Raw genomic sequence first — 19,474 nt, 5'->3', positions numbered from 1 at the left:
GGATGGACCATTCAAAAAGAATCGTCATATATAATCCATTTCAGTTTTGGCTATTTACCGTAAATTATGTTTTTAAAACCATATTTTTCTAACAACGACAAGCAGTTCCAGTTCACTCGTCAGCAAGCAAGCCATTTTGCAAAGATGGTCGCGGGTGATTTCAACCCTATTCACGATGAAGATAATAAACGCTTCTGCGTTCCAGGCGACCTGCTTTTCGCTGTCTTGCTACAGAAAGAAGGCGTCAGCCAGAAAATGCGTTTTGATTTCTCAGGTATGGTCAGTGACGGTGTTGCTCTGCACATTGAAAACAAGTGTGACAAAGAAGCCGCTGTTGTTGACGAAAACGGTAAAGAATACCTACACATGAACCGCGAAGGCGAAGTGAATCGTGATGCCGCATTTATTGAGCATGTCGTAACAAATTACGTTCAGTTCTCAGGCATGAACTTTCCACACATCATGGTTCCATTAATGGAAGAACAGCAGATGATGATCAACTGCCAGCGCCCATTAGTCATTTACGAGAGCATGGAAGTGGAGTTCACTCGTTTAAATCTCTCACATCCAGAAGTCGAGTTTGCAGGCGCAACGTTTGATGTTAAAGGCAAACGTGGTGTCGTCACCTTAAATTTCGACTTTAAAGAAGGCGACGAGGTTGTCGGTAAAGGCGTTAAGCGCATGGTTGCGAGTGGTTTGAAACCATACAACCAAGAAGACATCGACTGCTTGGTCGCTCGCTTTAACGAGCGCAAAGAGGCATTCTTAGCGCAGTTCAACAAAGCCGCATAACCTTAGATTTCTCAAAAGAACCCCGCTCACTTGAGCGGGGTTCTTTTATATCCAGCGTCTGACACGTTGCTTGTAGTCTAAATAAGCGGCTCCAAAAAGCTCTTCAAGGGCGCGCTCTTCAGGACGAATTTGAAATCGATTCATATATAGAACAAATCCGAAAGCGAACACAATACACAACAAGTTTTGTTGCCAATAAGCGAAACCAAACAGCAACAAAAATAGCCCCAAATACATCGGGTTTCTTGAGTAAGCAAAGACACCACTATCCACGATCTTTGAAGCTTCTTTGACTTTGACTGGATTGACAGTCGTGTTCGCTTTGCGAAACTCATAGACGCCAGATAGCCCAACAAACCCTGAAATAACGAAGCACGCCAATAAAACTATCCAAGGTAGTGGCAAACCAATTGAAAAAGTGTGGAACTCATGGCCAGTATGATTCATCAACACTCCAATAAGGATAAACAGCGCGACAGGTGGGATTTTTCTTTCTAACTTTTCCATAATCTTCAAGAGCTTTGCAGGTGTTCATAAAAAATAGCCCAGCTTTCAACGCTGGGCTAGGTCTAATCACACAATTTGCAGTAGTGCCTGTAAAGGATGCTTCACTTTGACTCCCTCAAAGCGCTTCACCTGACTTCGGCAGGAGTAGCCTGTTATCAGGCAACGATCTTTTGGCAATTGTTCTAGTTGAGGCTTCCAGCTCAGCCCGTAAATGTTTTTCGACATCTGCAATTTATCAACTTCATGGCCGAACGTTCCTGCCATACCACAGCAGCCAACAGGTACCGTATTCAAGCGAGAACCGAAGTGCGAGAATATTGCTCCCCACTCTTTCTCTGCGTTTGGCATTTTGGTTTTCTCTGTACAGTGAGCCAGAAGATACCAAGGTTCTTCTTCACTCGTACCAGAGGCCTCGAACTCACCCAACCTAGGTTGCAGCCATTCATGAACCGTCAACACTTCGAAATCACCACGCTTATCGCCAAGTACTTCGTTGTACTCATCGCGATAACAGAGCACCAACGCCGGGTCGACACCAACCATAGACACTTCTAGATCGGCCACTTGTTGTAAGAACATCGCTGTGCTCTTAGCACTTTTGGCAAAACGCTGTAAGAAACCTTTTACGTGCTGAGCCTTACCATTAGGTTTGAAAGGCAGCAAAACTGGCGTTTTACCAAGTTTAGTCAGCAACTTAGCAAAGTCTTCCACCACTTCAGCATCGTAGTAGCTAGTAAATGGGTCCTGTACGATCACCACATGGTTCGCTTTATCTTCTTTAGACAAAGCCGCCAAGTATTGCAGATCAAAAGGTTGATGGTGCTGCAATCTCGACTTGAGTGTTGGCACTGACATAAATGGCGCATCAGTATACCCCACCGCAGAAGCCGTAAGGCTTTGGACCCATTTTTGGTTGAGGACACCATTTACTAACTTTGGTGCTTTCGCCATGACAGGTAAAACTGATTCTATATTCGCAACCAAATAGTCCTTTGCAGGACGCTGATAGCGCGAGTAATAAATATTGAGGAACCTTGAACGGAAGCTTGGTACATCGACTTTAATCGGGCATTGGCTGGCACAAGCTTTACAGGCTAGACAGCCATTCATCGCTTCGTAGACTTCATGGGAAAAGTCATACTCATGACGCTTGTTTAAAGAATTACGCACTCTGTCCAGCATCGACTTGATGGATGACGTTTCTTCTAAAGCCTGCTTCTCCAAATCGAGAATATCCACACCCTGCTCTGTAAGCTGACGCAGCCACTCACGAACCAAGCCAGCACGACCTTTAGGAGAGTGGCGACGATCTGCCGTCACTTTCATCGAAGGACACATTGGCGAAGATGTATCGTAGTTAAAACAAAGACCGTTACCGTTACATTCCATCGCCTGCTTAAAGCTGTCTCGCACTTCAACGTCGATCTGGCGATCAAAGTAGCCGCGCTTTGTATCTGTGACTTTGACTAGTTCTTCTTGGCTCTCTAGTGGTGTGCAGATCTTACCTGGGTTCATCTTGTTGTGAGGATCAAACGCCGCTTTAACTCTTCTCAACTCAGTAAACAGCTCGTCACCAAAGAACTCAGGGCCATATTCTGAGCGGTAGCCTTTGCCGTGTTCTCCCCACATCAAACCACCATATTTGGCGACGAGCTTAACGACTTCGTCAGACACTTCATGCATCAAGGCTTCTTGCTTAGGATCGCACAAATCTAACGCAGGTCGAACATGAAGAACGCCTGCATCAACGTGACCAAACATACCGTAGCTGAGAGATTTGGAATCCAGTAGCTCTCGGAATTCAACAATAAAGTCAGCAAGGTTTTCAGGCGGGACACAAGTGTCTTCTGCAAATGCGACAGGCTTAGCTCTTCCTTTCGCAGCGCCAAGCAAACCAACCGCTTTTTTACGCATGTTGTAGATACGACCAATACTGGCCACATCACTGCACACCTGATAGCCGATAATGCCCGCTTGCTCGGCTTCCATCATTTGATCCAAACGTTTGGTCAGCGCCTCGACCTGCTGCTCGACTTCCTCAACATCTTGGCCTGCATACTCCACCATATTGATGCCTTGCATATCTTTGCCGGGCACATCAGTCAGCAAATCACTGACGGTATGCCAGACAATGTCTTGCTTAGCTAAATTGAGTACTTTTGAGTCGATGGTTTCTACTGAAAGCGCGTTAGCTTCAACCATAAATGGGGCGTTACGCAGTGCGGAATCAAAGCTGTTGTATTTCACGTTCACTAACGTGCGAGCGTTAGGGATTGGAGTGAGGTTAAGCTTAGCCTCTGTAATAAATGCCAAAGAGCCTTCCGCGCCACATAATACTCGAGTTAAATCGAAGCTCTGTGTCTCTTCATCAATTGCATTCTTTAAGTCATAACCCGTTAGAAAGCGATTGAGAGGGGGAAATTTCGCGTTGATTTGCTCACGCTTGCTACGGCAAACTTGCTCTGTAACCTGCAATGCTTGGTATGCGTACTCTCCCTCCTGAGGGCGACCTTGTGACATATCCGACTCAAGCACTGAACCATCAGCAAAAACGGCTTGTAAAGACAATACGTGATCAGACGTTTTTCCGTATTTCAGAGAGCCTTGTCCGGAAGCATCAGTATTGATCATACCGCCTAGAGTCGCACGGTTACTGGTCGAAAGATCAGGCGAGAAGAAATAGCCATAAGGCCTGATAACATCGTTTAACTGATCCTTCACCACACCAGTCTGAACGCGTACCCAACCTTCCTTCTCATTGATTTCCAGCACCTTGTTCATATGGCGTGATAAATCCACCACGATACCCTTGGTCAACGACTGACCATTGGTGCCTGTGCCTCCACCACGTGGTGAAAACGTAATACGCTCATATTGAGATTGGGTACTGAGTCTGCCAATGAGAACAACATCTTGAGTAGACTTAGGGTGAACGACTGATTGAGGGAGTTGTTGATAAACACTATTGTCCGTCGCGACAGCCAAGCGGCTAGAGTATTGGCTTTCGATATCTCCGGTAAAACCCGATTGTCTGAGATCTTCCAAAAAACTGAGTACGACGGGATCCACATCAGATTGAGAGTGTAATCTTGGTAACATTTGCTTCCTGCCCCTACTGCGCTGATCCTATCAGCATTGGGTTCAATATAATGAGTAATATTTTTTTGATTTTCGTCACTTTACAACATTTGAAAGGGTGAATAAAACAGAAATGCAATGTCAGAATGGCACTAATTGCAATTCTTATCCACACTTAGTAATTATACCTAAAATTAGTAAGTGTCTTTCATGAGCGAATCATCAATGAAAAAAAATAAAGTCATTACCACAGAAGATATCCTTTTAAAGCTTTGCCAGTCCGTATCGAGTGTGCTGACTTCAGCAACCAGTTCTGATATCAGCTATTCCGCTATGGTACAAAAAATCACCAAAACGAGTCTCAAACCTGACTTCGGTTGTTTTGTACTGTTTGATGGTGGTTTCTCTGGGCTGGTTGTCATCAACTTTACTTCAAAAGCCGCTTTGGAGATTTATACCAATTACATGCGCAACATGGGTATGCCTGAGGAAGAATTGGCCGTCCTACATACTTCAGATGAGGTAGGTGATGTGCTTGGAGAGCTGATGAACCAGTTGGTCGGTGACTTCACCAACCAAGTGAGGAAAGCCCTGCAAACACATATTACGCAGAACCAACCTAAGATGCTGACGCTGAATAAGCAAGTCATCCTTTCCGTTGACACGAACTTAGACCGCCCTCAGGCTCGCCGTGTGACCTTCTCAACCGAAAACGGCAACATTTTCTATCTTGAGCTTGCTATGGACAAAACGGAGTTCATTCAACTAGAAGAGTTTGAAACTCACGAAGATGAAACACCAGATTCGATTCTTGAACAAGCACAACAAAAGCTGAAATCTAAGAAAGAATCGCCAAAAGAACAGGCCGATAACGGCAACGATTTGTTAGATGAGCTAGGTATCTAATCTTTCTCAACTAAATCTGACTAAGCCGCTGTAATTTCAGCGGCTTTTTATTTTTGAATATATAGTTTCAAAACAAAATTTATCCTCTGGCAAGCCAAGAGTTTCGTTTTGATGTCAGAAGCGTTAAAATGGTCGACTTTGTAAAAATCAGTGAGATTTTCTGTTGTCGATGGATAAACAAAAAGCCCTCAAAAAAATTGCTAAGTGTTTAGAACTTGGTAACTCAGCCAATGTTAATGAAGCGGCGAACGCGATAAAAATGGCGCATCGCCTCATGCTCAAATATGGCTTAGATAAAGATGACATTGAATTCATCAAAATGGGCAAAACTAAATCGACAAACTTACTGCCTTCTAACATTAGCTCTACCCTACTCCGTATTATTCGCGGGATTAATACCAAATTTGGTGTAGAAGCCGTCTTAACCAACCACAAAGGCCTCAAGCGTGCTGAATTCATTGGTGAGGCTGATCGCGCCATCTTTGCAGCTTTTGCATTCGATATCATCTATCGTGAGATGAATGAGCAAACAGGTAAGTTTCGCAACAGCTTTGCGGGTACAGGCACGTCTACTGGTGAGGTTTCTCGTCGGGTCAATTCCTTCGTTTCGGGTTGGGTTGAAGGGGCGCTTGAGAAACTGCCGATCATCAGCCCTGATGATGACTCAAATAAAAAAATCGACGACTATATCGATAAAGAATTCAAAAACATTGATCGCGAAACGTTCAAAAAGCAACTTCGCGAAGCAATGAAAAACCTCACAGAAGACTATGAAGTCGGCCTAAAGAAAGGTCGTTCAGTCTCAGTCAGTCGTCCAATTGATGGGGCCCAAGCCCCTAAAATGCTACGATAAACTCTCCCCTCTCTTAAATTAACTAGGCTGAATTCTCACCAGTTACGTTCAGCCAACGTTAACATTCAGTCAATTGATGTATAATTAATTGACATAACAAACACTAGAGGGTTAATTCTACTCCCCGTATAAGTCCACAGGTCAGTTTTGACTTATGCTGACAATGAAAGTGAAAGAATACATGGAGATGTTTTCGTGAAAAAAATGACTTTAGCACTTGCGGTAGCGATCGCACTCACTGGCTGTCAAGCAACACAGCGCCAGAATGCGACCACCGGTGAATCCGAGACAAATTCAGCTACCAAAGGGGCACTGCTCGGCGCTTTGACAGGCGCTGCAGTCGGGTTAGCGACAGGTGATGATGCAACAGAGCGCCGACAACATGCACTAATAGGTGCTGCCGGAGGAGCCGCCGTCGGCGGTGGTGTAGGTTACTATTTTGATCAACAAGAAGCGGCTCTTAGAAAAGAGTTGCTCAATTCAGGGGTTCAGGTTGAGCGTGTTGGTGAAAATCAGTTATTGCTTCGTATGGAAAATGGTATCGGATTCCAAACCAACTCGTACAACCTAGACCCTAGCATCCACAATACCCTACGCGGCGTGGCTAAGATCCTGGTTGAGTATCCAGATACCAGCTTAGTCATTGAAGGACATACCGACAGCACAGGTAGCGATACGACTAATCAGGTATTATCTGAACGCAGAGCTGAGTCTGTTCGCTCTTATCTATTATCACAAGGTGTTGCGGCTGGCCGCGCGATTGCACGAGGCAACGGCGAACGTTTCCCGCTATGCTCGAACAGCACTTCAGACGGTCGAGCTTGCAATCGAAGAGTAGAAATTAAGATTCTGCCTCTTAAATAAGGCTCGGGATTCTATCGATGAAAATGGCTTCTCTAGAAGCCATTTTTTTATTTGTTAGATAAATACATTACACTATAGATCAGGTAGTCATTTTTAATGGTTTGGGGAATATCTTGAAATTTATCAGCCTTTTATTGTTAATGCTCTCCCCAATCACCTTGGCCGAGTCTATCGAAGTTTTAACGAATAAAGCTCAAAGCAATGACGTAGAAGCACAGATACAACTAGCCAACCAATACCTTAACGGTGAAGATGTTCAACCCTCACAAGAAGACGCACTCTACTGGCTCGAACAAGCAGCCAACAACGGCAGCACTGAAGCTGCAGTACAACTCGCCTCTCTTTATCTTCAAAATGAGACTAAAGATACCCAAGAAGCCATATATTGGCTCACTAAACTCGCTGTATCCGGAAATACCCAAGCTCAATTCAATCTGGGCAAGGTTTACGAGAACATGCCTGACTCACCTGAAAATTTGGATCTAGCCGAAGTTTGGTACCGTACGGCCTCATCAGCCAATGAAGAGGCAGAACAAGCCTATGCCAGGGTACTGGAAAAGAAATTCAATGCCCAAAGAGCGAAACAAGTGTCATCGATCGGCCAGTTAGACGTCGCTTTTGATAATTCGACTATTGAGCTAAGCCCTGTCGCTAAAAGTAAGTCCCGTGCCAGTAACCGGAGTAATGACATCATTTATGCATTGATGATCATTTCAGGTGCATTATCAGTATTAGCATTCTGGCTGGGTCGCAAAGTACGTAAGTTAAAAGCATATTCAAAGCTCTCACATGATGATTTGTCTGGTGAGAAACGCAAACTAGAGTCTAAACTAAAAGACAAAGATAACCTGTTGAGACAACAAAAAAAACAGCTGGAAACCTTGTATCGCCAGTTTAAGAAGATGCAATCGTCTCAAGCACAACACATACCTAAACACAAGTCAGATACTCTCGTTACAGAACAAAAACTCTCGCTCGCGTGCGCTCTATTTGGCTTCAAAGTAGAGGCCATTCCTGCTGAAAAAGACATCAAAGTCAGATATAAGCAATTATGTAAAATTTACCACCCAGATTTGAAGGGCAGTGATGAGGAAATGAAACGCCTTAACAATGCATTAAAAGTCATCCTTGCTAATGTTAATAGATAGTTACAATTTAAAACTCGTTGAATTTAAAACAGACAGGCCCCTTAGTTTCACTCACTTACGCAATCGATCTCCCTCCCACTTCAAGTAACAAAAAGTTAACTTACCTTCATCATGTATGTCATACTCTTCGCCGAAAATAACACCTGGTAAAACAAGGTGAGGAGAAATCTATGTTTACTATCGAAGGTATTTGCGATTGGTGCAAAAAGCCTAGCCTAGTTACCAAACATGAGTATATTGACGGCCTTTGCCACCACTCCTGTATAGAGTGTAACGATCTAGCCAAATTAGACGTTCGCCAATTCAATATCGCAGAAACCCAGCAACGGGAGCGCCTTGCACAATCATAGTATCCGCTGTTGCCATGCTCTATGAGAAGAAATAGAACAGCCACCGTTTTCGCGGTGGCTTTGTTTTTGTGGTGAGGGTAATTATTTAGCTCGTCACTGCATCGGGTTGATGTTCCGGCGCTGCGGAAATAAAGGCTGGATGCTCCCTTAGTGACATTGTCACTTTATGAATAAGAGGATAACGGCTCAAATCCACACTGAATCGTTCTGCATTATAAACCTGTGGAACCAAACAAACATCGACTAGACTGATATCATCACCAACACAATAAGCACCATGTGTTTGCGCCAGTTTCTTTTCCAAACTATGAAAGCCCACATCGATCCAATGACGATACCATTGAGACTTTTGTTCCTCTACAACCGACAGCTCTTTACTTAGGTACTGCAGTACACGCAAGTTATTGATAGGATGGATATCTACAGCAATATCCTGCGCCAACGCTTTCACGATATAGCGTTTCTGCTTATCCAGTGGCGTCAGAAGATAACTAGGGTACTGCTCATCAAGGTAATCAATAATAGCTAGTGATTGATTCAACCTAACATCACCATCAATCAGCACTGGGACCAGTTCGCTGGCATTCAGGGCTTGAAATTGGGCGGAGTGTTGCTCTCCGCCATTGTTCACCAAGTGAATAGACTTCTGTATGTACGGCAACTGCTTGAGATTCAGAGCGATTCTAACTCTATAAGCTGCCGATGAACGCCAGTACCCATACAATGTCAAATCAGACATCAGTACTTCACCACTTTTTGATCTATCGAACCAAAGATGGAAGCGCCAGAGGCATCCTTCATTTCCATTTTGATTCGGTCACCGAACTTCATAAAGCCAGTCGAAGGTTTACCATCCCGAATCGTCTCGATCATACGAACTTCTGCAATACATGAATAACCTACTCCTCCCTCTTCAATAGAAGTACCATATTCTGTACCTTGCTTATTGGAGACGGTTCCTGAGCCTATGATAGCCCCTGCTGATAACGGACGAGTTTTTGCAGCATGAGCTATTAGGTCAGGGAATTCAAATGTCATATCAACCCCTGCATTGGGGCAACCGAATGCTTCGTCATTATAGAACGACAACAGAGGTAAAGTGACTTTCCCCCCATCCCATGCATCACCTAATTCATCTGGCGTTACAGCAACTGGAGAGAAGACAGAGGAAGGTTTTGACTGAAAGAAACCGAAACCTTTTGCCAACTCATTAGGGATCAGCCCACGCAATGAAACATCATTCACCAACATCAGTAAGCGGATCGACTTCGCTGCTTCTTCCGCAGTCGCCCCCATAGGGACATCATCAGTGATCACAGCCACCTCACCTTCAAAATCAATCCCCCACTCTTCACTGCCTACAGGAATATCATCTCTAGGACCGATAAACGCATCAGAACCTCCTTGATACATAAGTGGGTCAGTCCAGAAACTCGGTGGCATTTCGGCACCACGGGCCTTACGCACCAGCTCAACGTGATTGACATACGCACTGCCATCAGCCCACTGATAAGCACGCGGTAAAGGAGACTCGCACAGGCTCTGTTCGAAAGGCATTTCAGCAACCAGCGTGCCTTCATTCAAGGCTTGGTAAACTTCGGTAAGTTGAGGTTCTACTTTTGACCACTGATCGAGCGCAGACTGCAAAGTCGCAGCAATGTCTGCAACTGCCACACATTTCGTCAGGTCTTTGCTGACAACAACCAACTGACCATCTCGAGTATCGTTTTTCAGGGTAGCTAACTTCATCATTGTTCCCTTTTATTTTTCTGGATGTGCTTTCCAGCTATAAACATATTCTGGGTTCTCTACAGCATGCGCTTCATCGCTGAACTTTAACGCATGTCGGGTATCGATCATCACAGCAACTTCGTCGGTAAACTTTTTCTTATACTCCTGTCCCGCTTTGAATGCTTTAGGATGAGGGCCATGCGTAAATCCAGCAGGGTGGAATGTCACCATGCCCGCTTCGATGTTATCCCTGCTGAAAAAGTCACCGGCATGGTAGAAAAGCACTTCATCGTAGTCATCGTTGTTGTGATAGAAAGGCACTTTAAGTGCTCCAGGGTCACTTTCTATTGGCCTTGGTACAAAAGTACAAATAACAAACCCGGCACCGACAAATGTCGTATGCGCTGACGGCGGTAAATGATAGCGGTGAGACATTAATGGGCGAATATCACGCCAGTTAAGCTTCACAACAGAGAGATCTCCATGCCAACCAATCGCATCAAGCGGGTTAAACGGATAAGTGATCACACTCACTTGCTCGTGTCTTTTCACCTGCACTTGAGTTTGCTTCTCCGAATATTGCGCTTTGAAATGATCATCAATTGAAGGAATTTCCAACACGGCAGGATCAAACACCGCATGATTACCAACCATACCTTTTTCAGGCAATGAATAAGCGGCATCGGTATTCTCGACCATCAGAATGAACATTGGCTCAGAAGGCTCTAGGCGCCAGTTGGTCGAGCGTGGAATCATCACATAATCCCCTTCGCCAACTTCTAGATGACCGTAATCGCAATACAGATCAGCTTTGCCCTGATGGATAAACAGAAGCTCATCGCCATCAGCGTTGCGCACAAGAAAGTCCATCTTGTCATCCATACGCCAGATACGAATTTTACAGTCATTGTTATGCAGAAGATTCGGCACTGCCCATGGTGAAACCTGTGCCGCTTTCTCAACCAGATTAAAATTAAACGCGCGAGGCCTTAGCTCCCCTTCCCATTCCGTCCAGCCTGTTGGTGCGTGCTGGTGATGGAAATGAGCTGCAGGGCCGAAGAATCCACTTCGACCTGCTTCGCGCTCATAAATTGCCTCTTCCGGAAAATCAGCATGTGCCTGTTTGGAGCACACTCCCTCCCGGTGAGGGAATGTAATCCATTTATGCATCGCTCAGTACTCCTCGGCGGATCTGATCTTCTTCAATCGATTCAAACAACGCTTTGAAGTTACCTTCACCGAAACCTTCATTACCTTTACGCTGAATGATTTCAAAGAAAACTGGACCAATGACCGTTTGAGTAAAGATTTGCAGCAAAATACCATCTTTCATCGGCGCACCATCGATCAAGATCTGCAGATCTTTTAGTTTCTCAACATCTTCCGTGTGGCCTTTAACTCTCGAATCGATTTTTTCGTAGTAAGTGTCCGGTGTTGGCATAAAGTCCATACCACGGTCGCGCAGCGTTTGTACGGTTTGGTAAATATCATCCGTTGTCATCGCAATGTGCTGGATACCTTCGCCATTGTATTCTCGGATAAATTCTTCAATTTGTGATTTGTCGTCAGAAGACTCGTTAATTGGGATTCGGATCTTTCCACACGGAGCCGTCATCGCTCGGCTGACTAGACCAGTCAACTTACCTTCGATGTCGAAATAACGGATTTCACGGAAATTACCGATACGCTCATAGAAGCCGGCCCATGTGTCCATGTTACCTTGCTTAACGTTATGCGTCAGATGGTCAATTTCGTACATGCCAACATCCGCTTTCTTCAAACGCGCTTCAGCATCATCATAGAAATTAAAGTCGACATCATAGATACTCTGCTTACCATAACGATCGACAAAATAAAGCAAGCTTTCACCAATACCATAAACCGCTGGTATGCTAAGCTCCATTGGACCAATTTGCGTCTTGTATTCTTCTGCACCATTCTCTAATGCATGAGCCATGGCTTTGGCAGCATCTGCCACACGGAATGCCATACCACACACAGATGGACCATGTACCTTAGCAAACGCTTCCGCTTGGCTATGGGGCTGTGCATTGACAATAAAGCTGATGTCTCCCTGGCGGTATAGCCACGCTTCTTTTGAGCGATGTTTGGCAATTTCCGCGAACCCTAGAGAAACAAACAAATCCTTCAACTGCCCGATCCCTTCATCTGTCGCAGCGGTGTACTCGACAAATTCAAATCCATCAGTTCCAAGTGGGTTATATGCTTGAGTCATTGTTTTTCCCTCAGTGATTAGTTACGTCCTTTCCTAATTAACTTGAACCAACTTGACCACTAAGGGAATAAGCTCACTCTAAATCGATTTTAAAAGTCAAACGCATGATTTTGTAAACAAAGCGTAACAAGACAGGAAAATAAAAAAAATAGCATTAGAAACAAATAATTAGACAAAAACAAAAGTAACATTTTATTTACAAAAGAGCATATACCTGCAACTTTTCACTCACAATCTAGTGTTTGGTATAGAGCTCCTAAGGGGCAAAGCAAAACAATATTTGGCGATGACAAAGCCCTTCACTAAAAGATGTTTCATCAACGCCACTGCGGCACTATCACGTGACTTGATTACTTTGTTAACGCTCCGTGTTAAAGCTGTATGACTGGATTTTTTGAAGAGTTTTGCTCATAAACACGATAGCGATAGATCCGACCAAAACAGGCGTAATTAAAAACGACCACCCATAACCAGCCAGCATGATTAAGATAGGGTTCGCTCCAGCTGGTGGATGCGTCGTTTTAGAGACCAGCATGCATGTAATTCCCAGCCCAGTGGCGATAGCTAAGTTCATTGGATTTACATCCATATACTGAGAAAAAATCACCCCAATGATCGCAGTGATTAAGTGACCCATAATAACATTTTTCGGTTGGGCAAGCGGACTCTGCGGTAAACCAAAAACCAGAACGGCTGTAGCGCCAAATGGAGCAATTACCAACATCACATTTTCTATATTACTCTCCAGCACCAAAAGAAAGCCAATGGCAAGTGATGCTCCAACCCCCGATATCAACGCAGACAAATAATGATTCATATAAACCTCTCCATTGCAAAAGTAGACCATTCTGTCTACTTATCTAGGGTAGACAATTTGTTCTACCTGCGTCAATATAGAAAACACGATTTTTGAGGTACCGTTTATGAGCAAGAAGCGAGATTTATTGCTAAGCACAGCACTAGAATTGTTTTATCGACATGGCATTAACTCCATTGGAATAAACGAAGTCATCAACGTTTCTGGGGTAGCGAAAAAAACACTGTACAGCCACTTCAATAGTAAAGAGGACTTAATACTTAAGGCTTTAGAAAGAAGGCACCAAACTTTTATGTATTGGTTGGAGTCTAAACTCGAACACGCCACAACCAATTCTGAGTTGATTGAAGCATTGTTTTCTTCTTTAGAGAGTTGGTTTAATAGTAAGGAGCCTGAATTAGGCGACTTTAATGGATGCTTCTTTATTAATACCTCTGCGGAGTTTCGCGATACTGACAGTGAAATATCGAGCTATTGCCGCTTTCACAAAGAACAAGTCCGTCAATTTATTCAGTACAAACTTAGTGAAAACTCAGAGGAGTTACTAAACGCGATTTGTTTGCTAAAAGAAGGCGCTATTACAACCGCTTACATGTCGGGACGTAGTTCAGAACTCATTAAAAGTAGTGTGGATACTTTACATCGCCTGAGTGATCTGCTTCAGCAAGACTCGGGGTCACATTAGGTGTGATTCATAGACATCTTTTCAACTATACTGGGTATCTATTGGCAGAGAAATCAACCACCTATAACAAACATCCAATTACCACTTTCACCAAGAGGCTCATTCAAAAAGAAAAGACTACCAACTAAAAACCAAATCGCTATTAGCAAATCATTGATTGCTCCCAAGGCCTCATAACAACGTTGGATGACAGCATGTCGATTATCAATGTCTAGATCCAATTTCATAGTTTGACTTATTTCCACCTCATAAAACGCTCCATGACTGAATAAAATAAATATCAGGTTGCAAATGTCCATTGGCAACCTAACGCCTCGTTAAGTGGTGAACAACGCCCCCACTATGCTCTAGAAAACCGTCGAAAACACTGCACTTCAATCTGCAACTAAAAGTGCTTAGCGTTGTGAGTCCGTCTTGAACGCTTTGTTAGCTTTCTTTCGAAACAGTGGAAGTGATGCCAGAACAACTAAAACAAACCAATGGATGTTACCGCCGCTATAATCACTGCCGTAGCTAACATTCGCTACCTTTTCTTCTTTGATACGGATTTTGAACAAATCGAGTTCCGAACCAAGATTGTTCACCATATCTGTAACTGCCAAGTCAAAACCTTTTTCAGAGTTTTCGTAGAAGGTCTCCTCAATGCCGACGGCCGTGGACAAAGACCCAACATTACTCAAGCCAGGAGCTCTGAATAGCAACTTGCTGCTATTAATATCGAATACCGCAGTATCTACGAAAGTTTGAGTTGTATTTTGGTCTCCGGGGATTAAGTACATACCAACGATGGTCCAATAAAGTAGAGCAGCGTTGTTTTGACTACTACGCGCCACTTGGTCATACGAAACTAGCGCCATAACTTGTACATCATACAACCTAGAAATTTGCTTTAAATTATCAAAACCACCGCCACTTCTTAGGTAGGGGTCGGATATAATTTCTATTCTGTTTACGTAGTCGAGCCCTAAAAATTCATTTTTTACTTTTGACAAAATTTCATGCTTTCGCTTACTAGACAAATCCAACTTGCCGTATTTTGAGCTAGGTACAAAGGCGATACCAACGTTAACTGGTAAAACCAAATGAGGAATTGTCGGCTGGTGTTCTTGATAATCTTTAGTATTGGGGTAGAGGAAGTCAACTAAGCTACTAGAAGCCGTTTCTTCACTTTGACCAAGCCCGCTACACCCAAATATAAAGATCGATAAAGCAAAGATAAACGCTATTTTCTTCATATTATTACCCCTTTATTAATACTAAAAAACCTTAAAAGCTACGCTAAGTTAAGTGGTGACTAGACGTGCGCGATGCTTGAGCAAACGAGTCCAGAGCGCGTTTAGACATCCATTTGAACGCCTTGTTATAAGGGCTTATTCTGCCACCGATTTTTAACCAGCGCACAGTGGTTGGGAGAGTTTTGTGAAGCATAGAACACCGGATTCATCGCTGAGCCCTCGAGCCGAGTACGTACAGAAGTTAAGACACATTGATAGAACGGTGATAAATATTGACCGCTACGCCACAGTGAAACTATGCCAGCAATTGTGAACCGCTAAACTTGGCAAGGTGTCCAGTAGTAACCATCGATTTCAACACACAAACCAAGACCACAACAACGAGATTTGGCTAGCTAGATAGAAGGTCAGGTGGAAAAATTTAGAATTAGAGTACAAAAGCACAAAGCCTTATAACGCCGCATTAAGGTGTGAGCAACGCAATACCGATTCTGCCGCATACCACCTTAATCACTTAAACCACCGCACGGTGAAAATGCCACGCGTTGCTAATCCCTCTTTAACCCCTTGTTATGTGCATTTTTCGTTAGATGTCAGTTGACCGTATGAGAGTTCTAAACGTTCAATGAAAGACTCTTTTTGTCCGGAAGACCAGAAGCAAAGGTATTAACATACGACTTTTCAAAAACATCATATAAAAAACTATCTTCAGTTTTGGCTACATGAATAGGTGAACATGGCCTAAGAGCAATAAGAAAGTCGTCTAATTCATTGTCATCGATTAAATTGTATTAGTCTCCTGTTATATCTACAGCGATACCGTTAATCTCTATCCAATAATGCGTGATAAGCCTATTTTCAGGTCGAACACCTGTAATACTTTTGATTTCAAGTTCTGGATAGAGTTTGAGGAAATGATAGACAAGGATCATTGACGTCAGTTTGCAATTCATTGCAGGAAAATCAGCCGTTACTAAATCTGTCTGCTCTGGGTCACAAGACTGAATTAGCTACCTGAACTTAGCGGCCTCCCTTAGTATTTCATGCTTATTAATAGCCACAAACCCCCTCATGCACATAACGCCGAGTTAATAAGTGTTCGATTAAATGTAAACTTTTAGAAAGTCAATATAGCTTGTCATTAATATATTAAATTTAATCATCCATAAATGACTTAAATAACACTAAATCACACCCTATGCGTGACATTGATATCATTATTATATTTGGCATGCATCAAGATAAAAAATAGCGTTAACTTTGATTATTTAAATAAATATAATATTAAAACTAATCATAATAAATAATATGTTAATCATGAAAATAACGTCTGTTATTTTAGCCTGCATGGCTTTGAGTAGTACAGCCAGTTTTGCCGAAGAAAATCATACAATTCGTTGTGATGCTAACCGTCCCGGTAGTGTGGTGATTATCGATGAGCGTTTATACGTGGTGGTCGATAATGCGCTATTGCGCCAACAAGATTACTGGCAAAACTTTATCAACGGCAAGATAGAGCTGTGTACAAGTCATGTCACTGATATGAGCGATTTATTTGCTCAATCACCCTATTTTAATTACGACATCAGTCAATGGGACACGCGCCGCGTGACCAATATGGATCGTATGTTTAAAGGGGCAACGCGCTTTAAGCAAGATTTATCCAATTGGTCGGTGGAAAAGGTCACTCGCCATAAAGACTTCGCCCTGCAAAGTGGCCTACCTAATTATTACCTGCCGCTATTTTCGCACTAATTTCTCTTAATAATGTCGATTCAACCTAGGAAATAACCATGAAAAAGAATCTTCTGTCACTGCTTGTTGGGGCGGCGGCGCTCGTCAGCCAGCAGGCTTATGCCATCGATATTTCAGTCAAATGCCCAGATCAGCCCGTCAATTCCGTGATACTCGAAAACGGCAAGGTGTATGTGGTGGTCGATAACGATTTGATTAAAAACCAAATTATGCTCGATAACCTAGAGCAAGGCCATATTGGCTTTTGTACCACCCAAGTCACTAATATGTCTCATGTGTTCTATAAAAGAGCCACCTTTAATGCCGATATCAGCGATTGGGATACCTCTAATGTGACTAGTATGTTTTCGATGTTTGATAGTGCTGAAGCTTTTAATCAAGATATCGGGCACTGGGATACGTCTAGTGTGCTTTGGATGAGTTCGATGTTTAAAGAGGCGAAAGCCTTTAACCAAGATATCGGGCACTGGGATACCTCTAATGTGAGAACCATGAACCAAGTGTTTTTTGGTGCTAAAGCTTTTAATCAAGATATAGGTCAGTGGAATACCTCTAGTGTGATTGATATGGAATATATGTTTTATGGTGCGGAAGCTTTTAACCAAGATATCGGGCACTGGGACACCTCTAATGTGAGTAATATGAAATATATGTTTTGGGAGGCTAAAGCCTTTAACCAAGATATAGGAAACTGGGATACCTCTAATGTGACTCATATGAATAGCATGTTTAAAGAGGCTGAAGCTTTTAACCAAGATATAGGTCGCTGGGATACCTCTAATGTGACTAGTATGGTTGCTATGTTTGATGGTGCTGAAGCTTTTAACCAAGATATTGGGCACTGGGATACCTCTAATGTGACTTACATTGGTTATATGTTTCATAAGGCTAAAGCCTTTAATCAAGATATCGGTCAGTGGGATACCTCGAATGTGACTAATATGCAATATATGTTTTGGGAGGCTAAAGCCTTTAACCAAGATATAGGTCGCTGGGATACCTCTAATGTGACACGTATGGGGTCAATGTTTTTTGGTGCGAAAGCTTTTAGCCAAGATATTAGCAATTGGAATGTTAGCCAAGTAACTTGGTATCCCAATTTTGCTAAAGACAGCTTATTGACTGAGGAGCAGCTGCCTATATTTACCCATTAGCGGTTGCTCTATAGACTTACTGCTTATCTCTATGCAGTGGCCAACTAAAATTGGCCACTGCAAGATTCCAATACCACGACACATGGAGATTGTTGAGGCAAAAATGCCTAAATTGCTGAGGCGTCAGTTCTCTATTAGAAAGCAGCTTTGAGTTTCAATAAACACCTATTTATATCGCCTTAATGGCTAGGGCAACGCCTATGATCGTGGTTTTCTTCTTGTTAGCTGGTCGTTTCCACGACATCCAAAGCTACCAAATTGAAATTTGTTGCCTGAATAAACCACTCATGCCAATGCATCGATTCCTTAAAACCTTCAAAGTGGGATCTACTGCCATCAAACTTCGCGTTCATAATTTGATCAATCGGGCACTCTGGTGTTTCGTGGGCGACAGGTGCAATGTTATTTAACCAAGTGAGGCTTTTTTCATCAGACACGTTATATAGAGTCATCTCCCCCATTTTGAACAATTAGGTCGCTTCCATTTGTACGTGGGTGCTGTTTGCTGATGAAAATACCACTGAGAGCATGATAACCTTGGAGCCAACTCTGGAAACTTCTTTGATAGACACATTATCAAAGCTCATCTTCTCAAAGTTGGTATTAAACTCCGTATAGCCTTCTACCAGCTAACGCCCTTGCTAATCGGCTACCAACAACACCACAGAGCTCCCACAAACCACCGTAAACATCAACCTCAACCAGACACAAAACCACCAAGCGTTGGTTGTCCGTTTTGAGCTGATTGTTAGGTATGCTCATTACAAACGCTTTTGCTCGCTTAAGCTATAGGACTAAACCATGAAACACCAAAGCTAAATGCACCGCAACAACCACCCAAGCTGAATGACAACCACATCACTATTTTTACGGTGGTTTACTGAAGTAAAAAGACTAACCAAATTGAGATAACGAGCTTCCAATGAATAAACTTGGGCAGGAGCACTTAAAAATAGAAAACACTCAATCACTAACGTCAAAGCTGACCAGTTGAATGAAACCTTCACCTGAATAAGTTCGAGCCACATGGCCGCTAAGATTCGCGATAAACAAGTTTATTAAAGTGGCTGATTACAAAACTACAAACCGCAAAAACTTAAAGCAACCTAACGCCGCATTAAGGGTGTGAGCAACGCTACCACATACTTAAACCCTTGTGACATAAACACTAATGCCAAAATAAGAGCCAAAACTGCCAAGCGTTGACTGTCCCTTTGAACGCTTTGTTATACCTTCAGTCGTTCGATCATCTGTTTGTATTCAACCTAAAGCAAAGTAAGCTCCCTTGTCACTTCACTTGCGTAGTGAATTCCAATATGTCTCTATAAAACTGAAGAGAGGGTTCCATGTGCTTATTTTATTT

At 43.1% G+C, this 19,474-nt stretch carries 19 protein-coding genes and 1 pseudogene; 9 read left to right on the top strand and 11 right to left on the bottom strand.

From position 1 onward, the window contains the following. Positions 1–66: 66 nt before the first annotated feature. Positions 67–792 carry a DUF3581 domain-containing protein gene (locus L1D15_RS11355; protein ID WP_239875683.1) on the top strand — a complete coding sequence of 242 codons (726 nt, stop codon included), beginning with the start codon at positions 67–69 and terminating at the stop codon, positions 790–792. A 45-nt stretch (positions 793–837) separates the two neighbouring features. On the opposite strand, the gene L1D15_RS11350 is transcribed toward L1D15_RS11355, so the two are convergent. Both L1D15_RS11350 and L1D15_RS11345 read right to left on the bottom strand, forming a co-directional pair. Next, the gene (locus L1D15_RS11350; RefSeq protein WP_239875682.1) at positions 838–1,299 is read right to left on the bottom strand and encodes an isoprenylcysteine carboxylmethyltransferase family protein; all 462 of its coding nucleotides are present in this window, start codon (positions 1,297–1,299) and stop codon (positions 838–840) included. Positions 1,300–1,365: 66 nt separating this feature from the next. Beyond that, on the bottom strand, positions 1,366–4,398 hold the full coding sequence (locus L1D15_RS11345) for an FAD-binding and (Fe-S)-binding domain-containing protein (protein WP_239875681.1): 3,033 nt from the start codon (positions 4,396–4,398) through the stop codon (positions 1,366–1,368). A gap of 204 nt (positions 4,399–4,602) precedes the next feature. Here L1D15_RS11345 and L1D15_RS11340 point away from each other — a divergent pair, with 204 nt between their 5' ends. The 5 genes from L1D15_RS11340 (at position 4,603) to L1D15_RS11320 (ending at position 8,498) form a co-directional block, all read left to right on the top strand. After that, positions 4,603–5,283: a DUF3334 family protein gene (locus L1D15_RS11340; RefSeq protein ID WP_239836538.1), complete on the top strand. Its 681-nt coding sequence runs from the start codon at positions 4,603–4,605 to the stop codon at positions 5,281–5,283. Positions 5,284–5,452: 169 nt separating this feature from the next. Then, positions 5,453–6,136: a DUF2786 domain-containing protein gene (locus L1D15_RS11335; protein WP_239866699.1), complete on the top strand. Its 684-nt coding sequence runs from the start codon at positions 5,453–5,455 to the stop codon at positions 6,134–6,136. 195 nt (positions 6,137–6,331) lie between these two features. Continuing rightward, positions 6,332–7,000: an OmpA family protein gene (locus L1D15_RS11330; RefSeq protein ID WP_239836540.1), complete on the top strand. Its 669-nt coding sequence runs from the start codon at positions 6,332–6,334 to the stop codon at positions 6,998–7,000. A gap of 113 nt (positions 7,001–7,113) precedes the next feature. Continuing rightward, positions 7,114–8,148 carry a J domain-containing protein gene (locus L1D15_RS11325; protein WP_239875680.1) on the top strand — a complete coding sequence of 345 codons (1,035 nt, stop codon included), beginning with the start codon at positions 7,114–7,116 and terminating at the stop codon, positions 8,146–8,148. Positions 8,149–8,318: 170 nt separating this feature from the next. Further along, positions 8,319–8,498: a hypothetical protein gene (locus L1D15_RS11320; protein ID WP_239875679.1), complete on the top strand. Its 180-nt coding sequence runs from the start codon at positions 8,319–8,321 to the stop codon at positions 8,496–8,498. A gap of 85 nt (positions 8,499–8,583) precedes the next feature. Here L1D15_RS11320 and maiA read toward each other — a convergent pair whose 3' ends face one another. The 5 genes from maiA to L1D15_RS11295 all read right to left on the bottom strand — a co-directional run bounded on the left by maiA (position 8,584) and on the right by L1D15_RS11295 (position 13,282). Beyond that, the gene (maiA, locus tag L1D15_RS11315; protein WP_239875677.1) at positions 8,584–9,237 is read right to left on the bottom strand and encodes a maleylacetoacetate isomerase; all 654 of its coding nucleotides are present in this window, start codon (positions 9,235–9,237) and stop codon (positions 8,584–8,586) included. Further along, positions 9,237–10,247, bottom strand: a complete 1,011-nt coding sequence (locus tag L1D15_RS11310) for a fumarylacetoacetate hydrolase family protein (RefSeq protein ID WP_239875868.1) — start codon at positions 10,245–10,247, stop codon at positions 9,237–9,239. The genes maiA and L1D15_RS11310 overlap by 1 nt, the downstream gene beginning before the upstream one ends. Before the next feature lie 12 nt (positions 10,248–10,259). Continuing rightward, positions 10,260–11,399, bottom strand: a complete 1,140-nt coding sequence (locus tag L1D15_RS11305) for a homogentisate 1,2-dioxygenase (protein ID WP_239875675.1) — start codon at positions 11,397–11,399, stop codon at positions 10,260–10,262. After that, positions 11,392–12,465, bottom strand: coding sequence for a 4-hydroxyphenylpyruvate dioxygenase (hppD, locus tag L1D15_RS11300; protein ID WP_239875673.1), 1,074 nt, complete (start codon positions 12,463–12,465; stop codon positions 11,392–11,394). Before hppD ends, L1D15_RS11305 begins: the two co-directional genes overlap by 8 nt. A 358-nt stretch (positions 12,466–12,823) precedes the next feature. Further along, positions 12,824–13,282 carry an HPP family protein gene (locus tag L1D15_RS11295; protein ID WP_239875671.1) on the bottom strand — a complete coding sequence of 153 codons (459 nt, stop codon included), beginning with the start codon at positions 13,280–13,282 and terminating at the stop codon, positions 12,824–12,826. Between the two features lie 106 nt (positions 13,283–13,388). Between L1D15_RS11295 and L1D15_RS11290 the strand changes: the two genes are divergently transcribed. Next, positions 13,389–13,967, top strand: coding sequence for a TetR/AcrR family transcriptional regulator (locus L1D15_RS11290; protein WP_239875669.1), 579 nt, complete (start codon positions 13,389–13,391; stop codon positions 13,965–13,967). A 59-nt stretch (positions 13,968–14,026) separates the two neighbouring features. Here L1D15_RS11290 and L1D15_RS11285 read toward each other — a convergent pair. Both L1D15_RS11285 and rhlP read right to left on the bottom strand, forming a co-directional pair. Then, positions 14,027–14,206 (bottom strand): annotated as a pseudogene (locus L1D15_RS11285) (YrhK family protein); the annotation flags it as partial. 156 nt (positions 14,207–14,362) lie between these two features. Then, positions 14,363–15,202, bottom strand: a complete 840-nt coding sequence (gene rhlP / locus L1D15_RS11280; protein ID WP_239875666.1) for a rhombotarget lipoprotein — start codon at positions 15,200–15,202, stop codon at positions 14,363–14,365. A gap of 1,317 nt (positions 15,203–16,519) precedes the next feature. On the opposite strand from rhlP, the gene L1D15_RS11275 reads away from it, so the two are divergent. Both L1D15_RS11275 and L1D15_RS11270 read left to right on the top strand, forming a co-directional pair. Beyond that, positions 16,520–16,957, top strand: coding sequence for a DUF285 domain-containing protein (locus tag L1D15_RS11275; protein ID WP_239875664.1), 438 nt, complete (start codon positions 16,520–16,522; stop codon positions 16,955–16,957). A gap of 38 nt (positions 16,958–16,995) precedes the next feature. Next, positions 16,996–18,111, top strand: a complete 1,116-nt coding sequence (locus tag L1D15_RS11270) for a BspA family leucine-rich repeat surface protein (protein WP_239875662.1) — start codon at positions 16,996–16,998, stop codon at positions 18,109–18,111. A gap of 221 nt (positions 18,112–18,332) precedes the next feature. On the opposite strand, the gene L1D15_RS11265 is transcribed toward L1D15_RS11270, so the two are convergent. Beyond that, positions 18,333–18,563: a hypothetical protein gene (locus L1D15_RS11265; RefSeq protein ID WP_239875660.1), complete on the bottom strand. Its 231-nt coding sequence runs from the start codon at positions 18,561–18,563 to the stop codon at positions 18,333–18,335. 151 nt (positions 18,564–18,714) lie between these two features. Further along, positions 18,715–18,873, bottom strand: coding sequence for a hypothetical protein (locus L1D15_RS22110; protein ID WP_345779257.1), 159 nt, complete (start codon positions 18,871–18,873; stop codon positions 18,715–18,717). Positions 18,874–19,474 lie beyond the last annotated feature (601 nt).

The sequence above is a fragment of the Vibrio sp. Isolate25 genome (genome assembly GCF_022398025.1).
Classification (GTDB): domain Bacteria; phylum Pseudomonadota; class Gammaproteobacteria; order Enterobacterales; family Vibrionaceae; genus Vibrio; species Vibrio coralliilyticus_A.
This window is presented reverse-complemented; position numbering and strand designations above follow the sequence as displayed.

Excerpts from the sequence above, each read along its gene's own strand:
- L1D15_RS11320 (WP_239875679.1), top strand. The coding sequence starts at position 8,319 with ATGTTTACTATCGAAGGTATTTGCGATTGGTGCAAAAAGCCTAGCCTA.
- L1D15_RS22110 (WP_345779257.1), bottom strand. The coding sequence starts at position 18,873 with ATGAGCATACCTAACAATCAGCTCAAAACGGACAACCAACGCTTGGTG.
- maiA (WP_239875677.1), bottom strand. The coding sequence starts at position 9,237 with ATGTCTGATTTGACATTGTATGGGTACTGGCGTTCATCGGCAGCTTAT.
- L1D15_RS11265 (WP_239875660.1), bottom strand. The coding sequence starts at position 18,563 with ATGACTCTATATAACGTGTCTGATGAAAAAAGCCTCACTTGGTTAAAT.
- L1D15_RS11290 (WP_239875669.1), top strand. The coding sequence starts at position 13,389 with ATGAGCAAGAAGCGAGATTTATTGCTAAGCACAGCACTAGAATTGTTT.
- L1D15_RS11335 (WP_239866699.1), top strand. The coding sequence starts at position 5,453 with ATGGATAAACAAAAAGCCCTCAAAAAAATTGCTAAGTGTTTAGAACTT.
- L1D15_RS11350 (WP_239875682.1), bottom strand. The coding sequence starts at position 1,299 with ATGGAAAAGTTAGAAAGAAAAATCCCACCTGTCGCGCTGTTTATCCTT.
- L1D15_RS11295 (WP_239875671.1), bottom strand. The coding sequence starts at position 13,282 with ATGAATCATTATTTGTCTGCGTTGATATCGGGGGTTGGAGCATCACTT.
- L1D15_RS11310 (WP_239875868.1), bottom strand. The coding sequence starts at position 10,247 with ATGAAGTTAGCTACCCTGAAAAACGATACTCGAGATGGTCAGTTGGTT.
- hppD (WP_239875673.1), bottom strand. The coding sequence starts at position 12,465 with ATGACTCAAGCATATAACCCACTTGGAACTGATGGATTTGAATTTGTC.
- rhlP (WP_239875666.1), bottom strand. The coding sequence starts at position 15,202 with ATGAAGAAAATAGCGTTTATCTTTGCTTTATCGATCTTTATATTTGGG.
- L1D15_RS11345 (WP_239875681.1), bottom strand. The coding sequence starts at position 4,398 with ATGTTACCAAGATTACACTCTCAATCTGATGTGGATCCCGTCGTACTC.
- L1D15_RS11340 (WP_239836538.1), top strand. The coding sequence starts at position 4,603 with ATGAAAAAAAATAAAGTCATTACCACAGAAGATATCCTTTTAAAGCTT.
- L1D15_RS11305 (WP_239875675.1), bottom strand. The coding sequence starts at position 11,399 with ATGCATAAATGGATTACATTCCCTCACCGGGAGGGAGTGTGCTCCAAA.
- L1D15_RS11355 (WP_239875683.1), top strand. The coding sequence starts at position 67 with ATGTTTTTAAAACCATATTTTTCTAACAACGACAAGCAGTTCCAGTTC.
- L1D15_RS11270 (WP_239875662.1), top strand. The coding sequence starts at position 16,996 with ATGAAAAAGAATCTTCTGTCACTGCTTGTTGGGGCGGCGGCGCTCGTC.
- L1D15_RS11275 (WP_239875664.1), top strand. The coding sequence starts at position 16,520 with ATGAAAATAACGTCTGTTATTTTAGCCTGCATGGCTTTGAGTAGTACA.